This window comes from Bradyrhizobium sp. SZCCHNR2028 (assembly GCF_032380995.1).
Taxonomy (GTDB): Bacteria; Pseudomonadota; Alphaproteobacteria; order Rhizobiales; family Xanthobacteraceae; genus Bradyrhizobium.
Map to the genome: position 1 here is coordinate 337,807 of NZ_JAUHJF010000007.1, position 15,760 is coordinate 353,566.

Genomic DNA, 15,760 nt, shown 5'->3' on the forward strand with positions numbered 1-15,760 from the left:
AGCGCGATCCAAGCCCCTCATGGTGAGGAGCGCCGCTTGCGGCGCGTCTCGAACCATGAGGCCCGGAACGGCTGGAAGTCATATGCAAGCTCTGGAACAGAGGTGATATCCAAGGTTGGCGACGAAGAGTGACTGGAACATGAACCTGCGTGTATCAATCGTCGTACTTGTCGCAGCGTGGTTCGCCTCGTTCGCTGCCACGGCCGGCGCTGCGGAGGTGCTGCCGGCTCGCGACGTCTGCCAGCCGACAACCTCTGCCAGGTCACGCGACGGCAATTGCGTTCCCTGCGCCGTCGGACCGATCTCGACCCGCCCAGGCTTCCTGGCGCTGTTGGAGCAGGTACGCACGCGGCGCGCCGCCTTTGCCGACATCGACCGTCGCATCGACGGCGCGAGCAGCGACCCGGAGGTGCAGAGCCTGCTGCAGGGACGCAACCTTGCCCTTGCGCTGTACGGTTCTGACGCGGATTTCATCGCGGGCGGCAACGCCTCGCGCTGTCTCATGGGGGACAACGAGGCTGCGCGTGCCAGGGCGACGCCAATTGCCTGCGACGCCATTCCGCGCGAGGGGCTGGTGGTGCTTCTGACCGCGGGCCAGTCGAACATCTCCAACACCGGCGCGCCCGATCAGAGTGGCCGGCTCTATCAGCCTCACAACCGGTTCTACAATTTCGACCGCTTCGACGGCCGCTGCTACGTGGCGCGCAATCCATTGCTGGGAACGCCGGGCGGGGGCGAGAACGTCGCCACCCGGCTGGGCGACGAATTGATCGATCGCGGGCTGGCGAAGACGGTCGTGATCGCACCCGTTGCGATCGGCGGGACTTATCTCGAGGAGTGGCGCGCCCGCGGCGGCAAGTATTTCGAGGTGCTGCTCGCAACCATCGCCGGCCTGCGCGACGCCGGTCTCGAGCCAAGCGCGGTGCTCTGGCATCAGGGCGAGCACAACGCCTTCGCCTTCTCGACGAACGGGGCGGAGGACGGCACGCATCTGCAAGTCACCCCGAAGATGAAGGAAGCGGGCCGGCTGTCGTACTTGCGAAACTATCTGGAGATCGTCGCCGGCCTGCGGGCGGCCGACGTGACGGCGCCGATCTTCGTGGCCACGGCGACGCTTTGCGGCAGCGTTCCCGACGAGATCATACGCTCGGCGCAGGCTGCCGTGCCGAACCCGGCGCTCGGCGTCCATCCTGGCCCGGATACCGATCAGATCGGGCTTACGCTGCGCCATGACGGCTGCCATATGGGCCGTGCCGGCACGGAGCTGCACGCGCGGATGTGGGCGGATCGCCTCGCCGAGTTCTGGAAGTCCGGCGCGAGGAGACCTTGACCGCAGAACGGTCGCTACCCCAGCCGCTGATCCCGCACGTCCTGCGTGGTCTCGCTCGCCGATTTCCTGGCGGCCTTCTCCGCGCCCTTCTCAGCGCCCTTGCGGCTCGCGATCGCAGCCACCTTACGGCCTGAGATCTCGCTGCCGGCGTCATCCGGCATCTGCCAGAACAGGATCGACGACAGCGCCGAGGTGATGGCGACGACAATGAAGGCGGGCGCGAAGGACGACGCGGTGAGCTGGCTCGCCCCGTGCATCCACATCGTGGTCTCCACCGAGAACGCGCCGACCGCGACGCCGGCGGAGATCGCGAGCTGCTGGTTGACACTGGTGAGCGTGGTGGCGCGGCTCATCTGCGCAGTCTCGACCTCGGCATAGGCCACGGTGTTGATCGCGGTGAACTGCAACGAGCGGAAGAAGCCGCCGACCACGAGAATGATCAGGATCAGCAGCAGCGGCGTCGCCGGCGTGAACAGCGCGCAGGCGGCGAGGAAGACCGAGCTGACGACGGCGTTGACCGTCATCAGATGGCGGAAGCCGAAGGCGCGGATGAGGCGCGCGGCCAGCGCCTTCATGCCCATCGCGCCGGCCGAGGAGCCGAAGGTGACGAGGCCGGACTGGAACGGCGACAGCCCGAAGCCGAGCTGCATCAGCAGCGGCAGCAGGAAGGGCAGGGCGCCGATGCCCAGGCGAAACATGAAGCCGCCGACGATCGAGGCGCGCAGGGTCGGCAGTCGCAGCAGCGAGAAGTCGAGCACCGGCGAGTTGGTCCGCCAGGAGTGGCGGACATAGAGCGTCATCGAGATCGCGCCGATCGCGACGAGACTGCCGACCACCGACCATGGCAGCAAATTGAGGCCGGCGACGGAGAGGCCGAAGGCGAGACCGGCGAGGCCGATGCCCGCCAGCACCATGCCGGTGAGATCGAACGGCTCGGGGTTCTCGCTCTTGATCGGATCGATGAAGCGCAGCGCCATGATGATGCCGACGATGCCGATCGGGATGTTGATCAGGAAGATCCAGTGCCAGGAGAAATAGGTGGTGATGAAGCCGCCGACCGGCGGGCCGATGACCGGGCCGATCAACGCGGGGATGGTGACCCAGGCCATCGCGCCGACCAGCGCGCTCTTGTCGACGGAACGCAAGAGAACGAGACGCCCGACCGGGGTCATCATCGCCCCGCCCATGCCCTGCAGGATGCGCGCGAACACGAAGTTCTCGACCGAGTTGGCGAGCGCGCAGCCGATCGAGCCGATCATGAACACGAAGACGGCGCTCGAGAACACGCGCCGCGCGCCGAAGCGATCGGCGGTCCAGCCGCTGGCCGGGATGAACACCGCCAGCGACAGCAGATAGGAGGTGATGGCGAGCTTCAAGGTCAGCGGGCTGGTGCCGATGTCCCTGGCGATCGCCGGCAGCGAGGTCGCGATCACCGTAGAGTCCATGTTCTCCATGAACAGGGCGGTGGCGACGATCAGCGGAATGACGCGTTGCTTGTTCATCGGAGGTCGGCGGCGGGGAGGGCAGGCGGGCGGTGCGGCTTTAACACCCTGCGACGAACGAGGCCATTGCGCTGCTGGCATGGCCCCCTAAATGCAGCGCGACGCTGTCGCGTCCCCGCTTCTTGGAGATGTGCCGATGATCTACCTGCTCGCCGCCCTGGTGCCGCCGCTGGGCCTGCTGCTCAACGGGCAGCCGTTCGCGGCGATCTTCAACCTGCTGCTGTGTCTGGTGTGCCTGGTCCTCGGCCTGTTCTTTCACGTCCTGCTGCTGGTGCCCTCGGCGCACGCTTTGATCGCCGTGCACATGCGGCGGGAGGACCGGCGGCACCGCGAGGTGGTCGACGCCATCAGGCGCTACGGCCCGCCGCCGGGCGCTTGGCGCTGAGGCCGGCGGGTCTGGAGGCGAGCGGAATTTCTGCTCCGGATTCAGGGTATTCACGATCTTTTATTGCGCGCGGCACGCGAATGAGGGCCGTTGTCAGCCGTTCTTCGCAATCGCGGGAGGATGGTGGATCGGCCCTTTGATTCGTCACAGGCCCATGCTATCGACCCGCGTCAACCCCACCGATGGGCAACGATTCGACGGCGAGGCATGGTCTCGACGGCGGCGCTGCTCATCCGTACCCGCATCGCGGCCGTTTTGGCCGCAGACAAGGAGTTGACGATGGCGACCGTCCAGACACTTCGCGAAGCCTTCACCTTCGACGACGTGCTCCTGAAGCCGGGCCTCTCCGATGTGCTTCCCTCCGAGGTCGACATCCGCTCGCGCGTGACGCGCGAGATCCCGCTCAACATTCCGATCATGGCGTCCGCCATGGATACCGTCACCGAGGCGCGCATGGCGATCGCCATGGCGCAGGCCGGCGGTGTCGGGGTCATCCACCGCAATTTCGATCCCGAGGGCCAGGCCGCCCAGGTGCGCCAGGTCAAGAAGTTCGAATCCGGCATGGTGGTCAACCCGCTGACCATCTCGCCCGACGCGACGCTCGCCGACGCGCTGGCGCTGATGAAGGACTACGGCTTCTCCGGCATCCCGGTGGTCACCGGCGGCGGCAAGGGCATCCCCGGCAAGCTGGTCGGCATTCTCACCAATCGTGACGTGCGCTTCGCCACCGATCCGCGCCAGAAGATCTCCGAGCTGATGACGCACGAGAACCTCGTCACCGTGCGCGAAGGCGTCGGCCAGGACGAGGCCAAGAAGATCCTGCACAAGCACCGCATCGAGAAGCTGCTGGTCGTCGACGATCAGTACCGCTGCGTCGGCCTGATCACCGTCAAGGACATGGAGAAGGCGGTCGCGCATCCGCTCGCCTGCAAGGACGGCCAGGGCCGCCTGCGTGTCGCGGCCGCCACGACGGTCGGCGAGGGCGGCTTCGAGCGCACCGAGCGGCTGATCGAGGCCGGTGTCGACCTCATCGTGGTCGACACCGCGCACGGTCATTCCTCGCGCGTGCTCGAGGCGGTCAACCGCATTAAGCGCATCTCCAACGCCGTGCAGGTGATCGCCGGCAACATCGCCACCCGCGACGGCGCGCAGGCGCTGATCGATGCCGGGGCTGACGCGGTCAAGGTCGGCATCGGCCCGGGCTCGATCTGCACCACCCGCATCGTCGCCGGCGTCGGCGTGCCGCAGCTCACCGCGATCATGGATGCGGTCGAGGCGGCCAAGAAGGCCGATGTGCCGGTCATCGCCGACGGCGGCATCAAGTTCTCCGGCGATCTCGCCAAGGCGCTCGCCGCCGGCGCCGACGTCGCCATGGTCGGCTCGCTGCTCGCCGGCACCGACGAGACCCCCGGCGAAGTGTTCCTGTGGCAGGGCCGCTCCTACAAGGCTTATCGCGGCATGGGCTCGGTCGGCGCGATGGCGCGGGGCTCGGCCGACCGCTACTTCCAGCAGGACATCAAGGACACCCTGAAGCTCGTGCCGGAAGGCATCGAGGGCCAGGTGCCGTACAAGGGCCCGGTCGGCAACGTCATGCACCAGCTCGCCGGGGGCCTGCGCGCCGCCATGGGCTATGTCGGCGCCAAGGATCTCGGCGAGTTTCACTCCAAGTCCGAGTTCGTCCGCATCACCGGCGCGGGCCTGCGCGAAAGCCACGTGCATGACGTCACGATCACGCGCGAAAGCCCGAACTATCCGGGCGGGGTGTAAGCGACGCTTGCTCTCTCCGTCATTGCGAGCGAAGCGAAGCAATCCAGGGCGGCGCGTGAAGCCCTGGATTGCTTCGTCGCTTCGCTTCTCGCAATGACGGCGCCCGTGGGGCTACCAGCATCGACCGTCACAACCAACAAAAGAGGAAACATCCCATGTCCCAAGCCAAGCGCATCGTTCTCGCCGCCCGTCCCGTCGGCGAGCCCAAGCCGTCCGACTTCCGCCTCGAGGAGCACGCCGTTCCGACGCCCGGTGCTGGCGAAGTGCTGCTGCGCACGATCTGGCTGTCGCTCGATCCGTACATGCGCGGGCGCATGAGCGACGGGCCGTCTTATGCCCAGCCGGTGCCGGTCGGCGGCGTGATGGAAGCGGGCACCGTGTGCGAAGTCGTGGCCTCCAACAATCCCGGCTTCAAAGCCGGCGACATCGTGCTGGCGCGCGCCGGCTGGCAGACGCATGCGATCTCCGACGGCAAGGGCCTCGCCAAGGTCGACCCGGCGCTGGCGCCGATCTCGACCGCCGTCGGCGTGCTCGGCATGCCCGGCATGACCGCCTATACTGGCCTGCTCGACATCGGCCAGCCCAAGCCGGGCGAGACGGTGGTGGTCGCCGCGGCGTCCGGCGCGGTCGGCTCGGCCGTGGGCCAGATCGCCCGGATCAAGGGCGCCCGCGCCATCGGCATCGCCGGCGGCAAGGACAAATGCGACTACGTTCGATCCGAGTTCGGCTTCGACGACTGCCTCGACCATCGCGATCCCGATCTCGCCGCCAAGCTCAAGGAAGCCTGCCCGAAAGGCATCGACGTCTATTTCGAGAATGTCGGCGGCCCGGTGTTCGAGGCGGTGTTCCCGCTGTTCAACGCCTTCGCCCGCATGCCGGTCTGCGGCCTGATCGCCCATTACAACGACACCCAGTCGGTGGCGCCGAAATGGGCCGGCGCCCTGATGCGCAACGTGCTGACCAAGCGGCTGACCATCCGCGGCTTCATCGTCTCCGATTTCGCCTCCCGCCACGGCGACTTCCTCAAGGACATGTCGGCCTGGGTCCGCGACGGCAAGGTCAAGTACAAGGAGTTCGTCACCGAGGGCCTGGAGAATGCGCCGTCAGCGTTCATGGGCCTGCTGAAAGGTGCCAATTTCGGCAAGCAGCTGGTGCGGGTCGGGCCGGACAAGGCCTGAGCCACACTTGATGTGATTCTTCAGCCTCTCCGCAAAAACATGGGAACCATGGAGGCTTTTCGGGAGTCCTGAGGGAACCGGTTCATCCACGAGGGCCCGGCATCGCGCCGGGCCTTCGACATTCGTGAGGGGGATTCTCATGTCGCTGACCATGGTGCTGCTGCCCGTCTTCGTCGAGGTCGGGCTCACCTTCGCGCTGCTGTTCTGGAACAGGACGCGGGCGCAAGCCACTGACGCCGCCGACGAATTCGGCCTACCGACCCTGTTCTACGCCCTGATCGCCATTGCGCTGCCGCTGCGCCACGCCGATCTGGTGATCGTGCTGCTGTCCTGGGTGTTCGTGGTGACCCGCTTCGTCAATGCCGGCCTTGTCGGCGGCGCCAAGGGCGACCGCGGGCTCGCCTGGACCGCCTCGGCGCTGGTGCTGCTGGCGATGTGGCTGTATTTCGCCCTCAAGATCCTTCTCCTGATCTAGAACTGGACCCTGAATGACCCCCGCCGCCCGGCTGTCCGCCGCCATCGACATCATCGAAACCATCGAGGCCGACAGGGCGCCGGCGGCCAAGGCGCTGAAGGACTGGGGCACCAGCCACCGCTTCGCCGGCTCCGGCGACCGCGCTGCCATCGCCGGCCTGGTCTGGGACGTGCTGCGCCGCCGCGCCTCCAGCGCCTACCTGATGGAGGACGACACGGCGCGCGCCCGCGTGCTCGGCATGCTCAAGCTCGAGCGCGGCCTCGATGTCGCGACCATCGCGGCGATGTGCGACGGCAGCCGTTTCGCGCCGCCGCCCTTGAACGCGCAGGAGGAGCGGGCGCTGGCCACGCGCACCACCGAGGGCGCGCCGCCCCCGGTCGCCGGCGACTATCCCGACTGGCTCGACCCGTATCTCGCCGCCGTGTTCGGCGACGACCGCGTTGCGGAAGCCATGGCGATGGCCAGCCGCGCCCCGCTCGATTTGCGCGTCAACACGCTCAAGGCGAAGCGCGACAAGGTGCAGGCCTCGCTGAAGCATCTCGGCGCCGTGCCGACGCCATGGTCGCCGATCGGCCTGCGCATCACGCTCGGTGCCGACGCCCGCAATCCCGGAATCCATGCCGAGGAGGATTTCATCAAGGGCGCCATCGAGGTCCAGGACGAGGGCTCGCAGCTCGCGGCCTTGTTCACCGCGGCCAAGCCCGGCGAGCAGGTGATCGACCTCTGCGCCGGCGCCGGCGGCAAGACGCTGGCGCTGGCCGCGATGATGGGCGGCAAGGGCCGGCTGATCGCCACCGACCACGACAAGCGCCAGCTCGCGCCGATCCACGAGCGGCTGTCGCGCGCCGGGGTCCACAATGCCGATGTCCGCAGCCCGAAGGGCGACGCCGACCCGCTCGCCGACATCAAGGCCTCGGCCGACCTCGTCGTCATCGACGCCCCCTGCACGGGCACGGGGACCTGGCGCCGCAACCCCGACGCCAAATGGCGCATGCGCCCCGGCGCCCTCGAGATCCGTCTCAAGGACCAGGCCGAAGTGCTTGATCGCGCGGCCTCCCTGGTCAAGCCCGGCGGCCGCATCGCCTACATCACCTGCTCGGTGCTGAACCCGGAGAACGGCGACCAGGTCCGCGCCTTCGTCGGACGCCACCCTGAGTTCTCCATCCAGCCCCCGGAGCAAACCGCCACCGTCCTCTGGGACAAGGCCGAGGCCTTCGCCGAGGCCGCGCTGAAGACGCCGGAGGGCTGGCTGATGACCCCGCGCCGGACGGGTACGGACGGGTTCTTCGTGTCGGTGCTGAAGAAGCAGGCGTAGCCGCACCCACGCCGCCGTAGGGTGGGCAAAGGCGCTGCCGCGCCATGTCCGCGCACGACAATGGCAATGGCGCCGTGCCCACCGTGTCGCCGCGGTGAACGCCGCCCGACGGTGGGCACGGCGCGCATCAGCGTGGACCAAACGGAAGGCCTGCCGCGCGCCTTTGCCCACCCTACGGCCCCCCGCCACGAACATTCCCCGCTGTCGTCCCGGGCAAGCCCGCGCGCGTAGCGCGTGGGGCGCCGACCCGGGACCCATACTCCGCGGCCGTCGTCTGGCGCGAGCTGTGGCCACAGCGTGCCCGAGCCCCGCGTCCTGTGGCTATGGATCCCGGCTCGGCGCGAACTGGCGCAATGCTGCGCATTGCCCCAGTCCGCTTGGCCGGGACGACAGCGGTGGGTGGGGTACGCACCGGTGAATCGCTTGCTGGCAAGGGTTGCGAGTCCTCCCGCCGCGGCGTAATTGCTTGCCATGACAGCCCAGCCCAACACCCCCGCCAGCGCCGCCGCCGACACCTCCGTGGCCGCGCTCCACGACAAGATCCTGATCGTCGATTTCGGCAGCCAGGTCACGCAGCTCATCGCGCGCCGGGTGCGCGAGGACGGCGTGTATTGCGAGATCGTGCCGTTCCAGAAGGCGGAGGCCGCCTTCCGCGAGATGCAGCCCAAGGCCGTGATCCTGTCCGGCGGTCCGGAATCGGTCCATGAGGAAGGCTCCCCGCGCGCCCCGCAACTGATCTTCGACTCCGGCGTCCCCGTGATGGGCATCTGCTACGGCCAGATGACGATGGCCGCCCAGCTCGGCGGCACCGTCGAGGGCGGCCACCACCGCGAGTTCGGCCGCGCCGACGTCGAGGTGAAGACCACGAGCCGCCTGTTCGAGGGCGTCTGGCAGACCGGCGAGCAACACCAGGTATGGATGAGCCATGGCGACCGCATCACGCAGATGCCGCCGGGCTTCTCGGTCGCCGGCGTCTCGCCGAACGCGCCGTTCGCCGTGATCCAGGACGAACAGCGCAAGTACTACGGCCTGATGTTCCACCCCGAGGTGGTGCACACGCCCGACGGCGCAAAACTGATCCGCAACTTCGTCCGCAACATCGCCGGCCTCGGCGGCGACTGGACCATGCACGCCTTCCGCGCGGAGGAGATCAAGAAGATCCGCGCGCAAGTCGGCAAGGGCAAGGTGATCTGCGGCCTGTCCGGCGGTGTCGATTCCGCCGTTGCCGCGGTGCTGATCCACGAGGCGATCGGCGACCAGCTCACCTGCGTGTTCGTCGATCACGGCCTGCTCAGGCTCAACGAGGCCGAGACCGTCGTCGATCTGTTCCGGCACCACTACAACATCCCGCTGGTGCATGTGGACGCGTCAAAGCTCTTCCTCGGCGAGCTCGCCGGCGTCACCGACCCGGAGCAGAAGCGCAAGACGATCGGACGACTCTTCATCGACGTGTTCGAGGCGGAGGCCAAGAAGATCGGCGGCGCCGATTTCCTGGCGCAGGGCACGCTCTATCCCGACGTGATCGAGAGCGTCTCCTTCACCGGCGGCCCCTCGGTGACGATCAAGTCGCACCACAATGTCGGCGGCCTCCCGGCCCGCATGAACATGAAGCTGGTCGAGCCGTTGCGCGAGCTGTTCAAGGACGAGGTCCGCGTGCTCGGCCGCGAGCTCGGCCTGCCCGACGTGTTCGTCGGCCGCCACCCGTTCCCGGGCCCCGGCCTCGCCATCCGCTGCCCCGGCGAGATCACGACAGACAAGCTCGACATCCTGCGCAAGGCCGACGCCATCTACATCGACGAGATCCGCAAGGCCGGCCTCTACGACACCATCTGGCAGGCTTTCGCCGTGCTGCTCCCCGTCAAGACCGTCGGCGTCATGGGCGACGGCCGCACCTACGACTACGTCGTCGGCCTGCGCGCCGTCACCTCCACCGACGGCATGACCGCGGATTTCTATCCGTTCGACATGAAGTTTTTGGGCGCGGTGGCAACGCGGATCATCAACGAGGTGAAGGGCGTGAACCGGGTGGTGTATGACGTGACGAGCAAGCCGCCGGGGACGATTGAGTGGGAGTAGTTGGGTAGTGTCAACAGAGCTGTTGAATATATCTACGAGTATGTTGACGCGCTAGATGTAGTGAGTAGCGTCCAAGACGAGGCACAAGAGGGTGATTCGTCATGAAGGACCGTCTTACTCAATTTGGAACGAAGTGCCGCGAGTTTCGAATTCGGCACCATCTTAGTATGGGTGACCAAGCAAAGGCGCTTGGCATTTCGGTCGCATACATTTCGGCGATCGAGCGTGGCAAGCGCCCTGTGCCTGAAGACTATCCTCAAGAGGTGGCTCATTGGCTGAGCCTGTCGGACCAAGAGACGCAAATCCTTCGCGACTTGGCTTCGGGTGAGCGAACGCTAGTTAAAGTTTTTCCAAACAATGGCGAGCGAGCAATGCTCGCAGACGACTTTGCGCGCAATCTGAACGAGTTGTCTGCCGAGGGGGTGAGGCAGCTTCGTTTGATGTTGGAGACATGTAAATCGACCAATTATTCTGATCATGAAATCCGTGAACGAGCGTCCCTAGCACGTGCTGTGTTTAGGCTGGGGGCGCAGATCAGCTTTGACGTACTTCGGATAGTCGAACGTCAATTGCCAAGTATCGACCCGGAGTTTTCGTTACAAGTTGATCCTGATGGGTCGATGGGAGACCATGTTCAGATAATTTCAGAGTCTGACGGAAAGTCGATCAGCCGGTTCGTTTCGACCGAGTGGTTCTACGACGCGGCGTTTCGCGAAACAGAGGACTCGCGGTTCATGTTGGCCCACGAACTCGCACACTGGATACTTCACCGTAACGCCTCGCACACATTTATGCGTTTTTCGCGTCCGGGCACTATAGTTTCCTCGCCCAAAAATAAGCGCGTCGAATATGAAGCTGATTTCTTCGCGCGTGAGTTCTTGATGCCCTTAAACATTGTGGAGCAGTTCAAGACAGCTGAAATGTTGGCTCGGAAGGCGCGCGTACCACTGTGGCTAGCTCAGAAGCGCATTCGGGAGTTGCAGCCACTTACGCGGAACGAGCGTGACGAGATTAAGCGGCTATCTGCAAGCGTTGATGGCAATATTAAAACTCCGTCGAGATCGACCGAAGTCGCCGCCCAACAGAGGGGAGGCTCTGCGAACCAAGGGTCTTCGGGGTCGGTTGTCCTGTCCCTCCCGCTCGAACATCTACACCAAGCCCGGTCCAGAATTTCAAAGGCGAAGACGAAGAAAAAGACGATCAAAGACCTGCCGCTTTTCGATTATGCTGAAAATCAGCATGGGCGTAAGGCTGAACCAAGCACTCACCGCGGCGCTCAATGGTTTTCTGATTTTGGCTGGCGGGGCTAGATAAGGCGCGCATGCCGCCATCTGTTGGTTGTGGAAAAATGGGCCTTTTTCTACTAGATGCTATTGGTTGCGACTACGTCAGATCGGCAATTGACAGATAAGACAGGCGTGAAAAGCAGGCTCGCCGAAAATTGCTGGCCGGGTTCCTTACGTTCACTCAGACAGAGCGATACTCGGAACGAGGTTGATTGAGGTGGTTCAATTTACACAAAGCCAGATACGGGCGATCGCTGATGCTCTAGGTGACACGGATCAAGGTCTCACCGGGTCGGAGATCGCGCACATCCTGGCATCTTGCCAAATGGCTGATCCGGATCCAGCGCTAACTAAGCGGCATCGTCTTTATAACGCATTCGCGCTCAGCCAGAACACCCGGCAGGACCGCGTTGCGATTCTCGCCTTTATCCGCAAGACTATGAAGCCAGAGCGTTATATTCGAAACCCCGAAAAGTTCGAGCCGATGCGCGCAAATCTGAATGTCGCATTAGCATTTGCTGGCTTGGCGGTCAGTGTTGCCGGAGTCGTGGAGGCCTCTGACCGAGTGGACACGCTTTCGGATGCGAAGCGACGCGCTCAGGAACTGCGCGCCGACCTCAACGTTCGCGGCGCGCATCCGGATGTGTTGAAGTTTTGTCGTGAGGAGCTGCTAGCCGATAATTACTTCCATGCGGTTCTAGAGGCCGTGAAAAGTGTAGCCGAAAAGATCAGAGAGAAGACTGGCTTAACCGATGATGGTTCGGTCCTTGTTGATAGAGCCCTTGCGGGCAATCCGCCGATGCTTGCGATCAATTCGCTCGCAAACGACAGCCAGATGAGTGAGCAGAGAGGATTTGCAAACATGGTGCGTGGCACCTTCAGTATGTTTAGGAACCCCGCTGCACACGAGCCGCGGATAACTTGGCAGATGACTAAGGAGGACGCAGAGGATCTGTTTTCAATCGTGTCGCTTATTCACCGCCGGTTAGACAAGGTTAGCATTCCGCCGAGAGTCTAGGTTACGGTGACGGTGCACAAAACTCTCGACGATGCTCCGGCGTATCGCCGCTGATGGGCAAAAGCAGTGCAATGGCTATGGCCGCTTGGTATAGGCTAAGGCAGCATAAACTGGTAATTTATGCCCCGTTTGAGGAGCGATCTCCGTGGCGTCCGTCGAAAAGCTGAGTGTTGCGCCGACCAGTGAGCAGGTCTTGGCGCTCAATACGGCCGTCGAGTCCGGCGAATACGCCACCACCAGCGAGATCGTGCGCGAAGCTGTGCGCACTGGCAGTTGAAGCGGGAGTTGCGTCAGGAAGACATCCGGCGTTTGCGGCAGGCCTGGTGACAGTGCTGGACTGCACTTTATTCTCACATACCGCCCGCCACGCTGGCGGATTGTTCTGCGGGCCGCCTGAGGTGCTTGGCTCATCTTTTCTCTCTCCGTCAATTCTGACTGAGAGGTAGGAGACGATAGATCGTGCGCGTTGGAAGAACCCAGCTCTGCCTGTGCGGCAATAGCGTGCCATAGCGAGCAAATCGGATAAGTGATGTCCGCTGCCAACTAGCTTGCATCGTATCGGACGCGAGCGTTTTGGATGTTCTCCTGATTGGTGTTCGCCCACGTAACGAGAGCCATTACCGGCGCAAGAAGCGTCCGCCCAACATCCGTCAACTCATAATCCACGCGCGGCGGAATAGTGGGGAACAATGTCCGCTTCACCAAGCCGTCGCGTTCCAGTCCGCGCAAGGTGATCGTCAGCATCCGCTGCGAGATGCCGTCGATCTGACGCCTCAGCTCATTGAACCGAACTGATCCATCTTTGAGCGTTGCGATGATGTACAGGCTCCACTTGTCGCCGACGAGATCAAGGATTTCCCGAACCATCCGACAGTCGTCACCTTTGCTCGGGGTAGGAAAATCAATGTCACTAAGTGTCATTGGAGTGCCTTCTTGCGAGGGACATGGCAGTCACCTTAATAGTGTTAGTAACAAGAGTTACTACGCTGTTCACGTCGGAGCAACCATGACCAACATCCTCCTCGTTACCTCGAGCCCTCGTGGCGCCGAGAGCCTGTCCACCCGTTTCGCGACCGAGATCGCCGAAGGCTTCAAGGTTCGCTTGGGCGGCGCCGTTTTGACGCGCGATCTGGCGGCTAACCCGCTCCCGCATATCGGCCAAGCGTACATTCAAGGCCGCGTCGCGGCCCCCGAGGCGCGCACACCCGAGCAGCTCAAGGCGGTCGGCCTTGCCCAGGAGCTCGTCGATGAGGTGAAGGCTGCTGACGTGATCGTCTTGGGTTCAGGCATGATCAATTTCGGTCTATCGTCGCAGTTGAAGGCTTGGTTCGATCACATCACTTGGCCGCGCGTGACCTTTGGCTATAACGAAGCCGGCAGGCTGCAGGGATTGCTGACCGGCAAGAAGGTCTATCTGGTCACTGCCGCAGGCGGCGTCTTCTCCGAGGGTGACTGGGCTCCCTTTGATTTCCAGACCGCCTATCTGCGTCACCTCTTGGGCTTCATCGGCCTGGCCGACGTTGAAATCGTCCGTGTGGAAGGCACCGTCTTCGGGCCTGAGGCGGCCAAGGCCGCTATCGCCGCCACCGAAGCCCAGGTTCGCTCGGTCTTGGAAAAGGCCGCCTGAAAGCGGAGCGGCCGGCTGCTCAGGCGATTATGTCAGCAGCCAGAGCAGTTGCTTCCAAGCCAAAAGGCAGGAAGGAAGATGTGATGAAGATTGCTCTCTTTGGAGGGACCGGACCAACCGGAAGACACATTATCGAAGAGGCGCTCCGGCAAGGATATGAGCTGTCCGTCTACACGCGCGACGCCGGAAAACTCTCGGCCCTTGCTAGCAAGATTGAGGTCATCGTCGGTGACTTAAACAATCGCGAAGCGATCAAAGCGTGTGTCGCGGGCTCTGACGCGGTGATCAGCGCCCTGGGGCCCAACACTCTGAAAGCGCGCGAGAAGCGGCCAATCATGCGCGGCGTCGGCACGATCATCTCTGTCATGGAAGAGCTGAACGTTCGTCGGTTCATTCAAATCTCGACGGCCATCTATCGTGATCCGAAGGATGGTTTCGACCTCAAGTCTCAAGCATTCGTCATGCTGTTCAGGATAATCGTCCACAACGCCTATGACGACATCAAGGCGACCGCTGGACTAGTGAGCAACTCACACCTCGATTGGACACTGGTTCGGATTCCCAACCTCAAGGATGGGCCCGCAACAGGCCAGGTGGACGCAGGCTGGTATGGCAAGACGAAGCTCGGCACGAAGCTGTCGCGCGGAAACCTCGCGAAATTCCTGGTCGATCAGGTCGCAGCCAAAGAATACGTGCGCGCCGCGCCGGGGATAGCCGATCACATCTGAGGGCGGATGGCGCGTCAGACTTGTTTGGCGGACATGCGCGCTGCGACTGCCACTGGTGCACCACTCGATCCGACATGGTGGCTCGTAACTTCGAGTGCGGTTCGGTGCGGCGTTCAGGGGCGACAGACCAAGCGCGCGTCGAGAGCGAGGAGAAATCTATGCCATCCAAGGGATTTACGACGGCCGATGTGCCCGATCAGTCAGGCAAGTGCTTCATCGTCACGGGGGCCAATACGGGAATAGGCTTCGAAGTGGCGAGCGCGCTGGCGGCTCGGCACGCGCGGGTGTTGCTCGCGTGCCGCGACGAAGCGAAGGCGAGAGCCGCGCTGAGCCGGATTCGTCAAAAGACTCCGGGAGCTGAGCTCGCGCTCCTTGCACTTGACCTGGCGGATTTGGCGAGCGTGCGACGGGCGGCTGAACTCGCCGCCAAGGAGCCGCGTGTCGACGTGCTGATCAACAATGCCGGCGTGCAGGGGCCGACGCTGAAGCACACAGCGCAGGGCTTCGAGCAGACGTTCGGCGTCAATCATCTTGGCTGCTTCGCGTTCAGCGCGCTCATGCTGCCGAAGCTCATGGAAACGCCCGGATCGCGCATCGTCGTCACGAGCAGCGGGCAGCATAGGGGCGCGAAGATCGAATGGGACGACCTTAACGCTCAGAAGAGCTACAGGTGGCTTCCACGCTATGGCGCCAGCAAGCTCGCGAACCTGCTCTTCGTCTTCGAGCTGGATCGGCGGCTGAGGGCGGCGGGAGCGCCGGTAACAGCGGTGGCCTGCCACCCGGGTCTTGTCGGAACAAACCTCGCCCGCGACAGCTGGTGGGGCAAGATAGTGATGTCGCTGATCGGCTTGCTATTCGCCACGCCCACCATGGGCGCCTGGGGCGCGCTGCACGCAGCGACCGGGCGGATAAAGCCCAGCGGCTACTATGGGCCGACGGGGTTCTCCGAACTGCGCGGTCCTTCCGGTGAAGGTCTTCCCTCCGAGGAGGCGAGGAATCCGCAGCTCGCCAAGCGACTGTGGGATGTGTCCGTCAAGATGACCGGTATCGACCCTGGCTTGCCCTCCGTCGAT

General features: G+C 63.9%; 15 protein-coding genes. 13 read left to right on the plus strand and 2 right to left on the minus strand.

Features of this window, described 5'->3' with window-relative positions:
• Window positions 1–139: 139 nt before the first annotated feature.
• Window positions 140–1,330, plus strand: coding sequence for a sialate O-acetylesterase (locus QX121_RS15005; RefSeq protein ID WP_315812326.1), 1,191 nt, complete (start codon window positions 140–142; stop codon window positions 1,328–1,330).
• A gap of 14 nt (window positions 1,331–1,344) precedes the next feature.
• Here QX121_RS15005 and QX121_RS15010 read toward each other — a convergent pair whose 3' ends face one another.
• Window positions 1,345–2,832: a DHA2 family efflux MFS transporter permease subunit gene (locus QX121_RS15010; RefSeq protein WP_315812327.1), complete on the minus strand. Its 1,488-nt coding sequence runs from the start codon at window positions 2,830–2,832 to the stop codon at window positions 1,345–1,347.
• Window positions 2,833–2,968: 136 nt separating this feature from the next.
• On the opposite strand from QX121_RS15010, the gene QX121_RS15015 reads away from it, so the two are divergent.
• From QX121_RS15015 to QX121_RS15055, 9 genes are all read left to right on the plus strand, one after another.
• A complete protein-coding gene (locus QX121_RS15015; protein ID WP_315770931.1) occupies window positions 2,969–3,217 on the plus strand; it encodes a hypothetical protein in 249 nt (82 codons plus the stop codon).
• A gap of 279 nt (window positions 3,218–3,496) precedes the next feature.
• On the plus strand, window positions 3,497–4,984 hold the full coding sequence (guaB, locus tag QX121_RS15020) for an IMP dehydrogenase (RefSeq protein ID WP_315739185.1): 1,488 nt from the start codon (window positions 3,497–3,499) through the stop codon (window positions 4,982–4,984).
• Window positions 4,985–5,139: 155 nt separating this feature from the next.
• Window positions 5,140–6,162, plus strand: coding sequence for an NADP-dependent oxidoreductase (locus QX121_RS15025; RefSeq protein ID WP_315812328.1), 1,023 nt, complete (start codon window positions 5,140–5,142; stop codon window positions 6,160–6,162).
• A gap of 139 nt (window positions 6,163–6,301) precedes the next feature.
• Window positions 6,302–6,637 carry a hypothetical protein gene (locus tag QX121_RS15030; protein WP_315812329.1) on the plus strand — a complete coding sequence of 112 codons (336 nt, stop codon included), beginning with the start codon at window positions 6,302–6,304 and terminating at the stop codon, window positions 6,635–6,637.
• Window positions 6,638–6,650: 13 nt separating this feature from the next.
• The gene (locus QX121_RS15035; protein ID WP_315812330.1) at window positions 6,651–7,952 is read left to right on the plus strand and encodes an RsmB/NOP family class I SAM-dependent RNA methyltransferase; all 1,302 of its coding nucleotides are present in this window, start codon (window positions 6,651–6,653) and stop codon (window positions 7,950–7,952) included.
• A gap of 471 nt (window positions 7,953–8,423) precedes the next feature.
• Window positions 8,424–10,028 carry a glutamine-hydrolyzing GMP synthase gene (gene guaA / locus QX121_RS15040; protein ID WP_315812331.1) on the plus strand — a complete coding sequence of 535 codons (1,605 nt, stop codon included), beginning with the start codon at window positions 8,424–8,426 and terminating at the stop codon, window positions 10,026–10,028.
• 101 nt (window positions 10,029–10,129) lie between these two features.
• Window positions 10,130–11,338, plus strand: coding sequence for an XRE family transcriptional regulator (locus QX121_RS15045; RefSeq protein WP_315812332.1), 1,209 nt, complete (start codon window positions 10,130–10,132; stop codon window positions 11,336–11,338).
• Window positions 11,339–11,531: 193 nt separating this feature from the next.
• Complete coding sequence (locus QX121_RS15050; protein ID WP_315812344.1) at window positions 11,532–12,332, plus strand: TIGR02391 family protein; 801 nt, start codon at window positions 11,532–11,534, stop codon at window positions 12,330–12,332.
• Window positions 12,333–12,477: 145 nt separating this feature from the next.
• Window positions 12,478–12,609: a hypothetical protein gene (locus QX121_RS15055; RefSeq protein ID WP_315812333.1), complete on the plus strand. Its 132-nt coding sequence runs from the start codon at window positions 12,478–12,480 to the stop codon at window positions 12,607–12,609.
• Between the two features lie 266 nt (window positions 12,610–12,875).
• Here QX121_RS15055 and QX121_RS15060 read toward each other — a convergent pair whose 3' ends face one another.
• Window positions 12,876–13,253: a helix-turn-helix domain-containing protein gene (locus QX121_RS15060; RefSeq protein ID WP_315812334.1), complete on the minus strand. Its 378-nt coding sequence runs from the start codon at window positions 13,251–13,253 to the stop codon at window positions 12,876–12,878.
• A gap of 85 nt (window positions 13,254–13,338) precedes the next feature.
• Here QX121_RS15060 and QX121_RS15065 point away from each other — a divergent pair, with 85 nt between their 5' ends.
• The 3 genes from QX121_RS15065 to QX121_RS15075 all read left to right on the plus strand — a co-directional run.
• A complete protein-coding gene (locus QX121_RS15065; RefSeq protein ID WP_315812335.1) occupies window positions 13,339–13,959 on the plus strand; it encodes an FMN-dependent NADH-azoreductase in 621 nt (206 codons plus the stop codon).
• Between the two features lie 83 nt (window positions 13,960–14,042).
• Window positions 14,043–14,687: an SDR family oxidoreductase gene (locus tag QX121_RS15070; RefSeq protein ID WP_315812336.1), complete on the plus strand. Its 645-nt coding sequence runs from the start codon at window positions 14,043–14,045 to the stop codon at window positions 14,685–14,687.
• A gap of 158 nt (window positions 14,688–14,845) precedes the next feature.
• A partial coding sequence (locus QX121_RS15075; protein WP_315812337.1) for an oxidoreductase occupies window positions 14,846–15,760 on the plus strand: 915 nt, incomplete at its 3' end.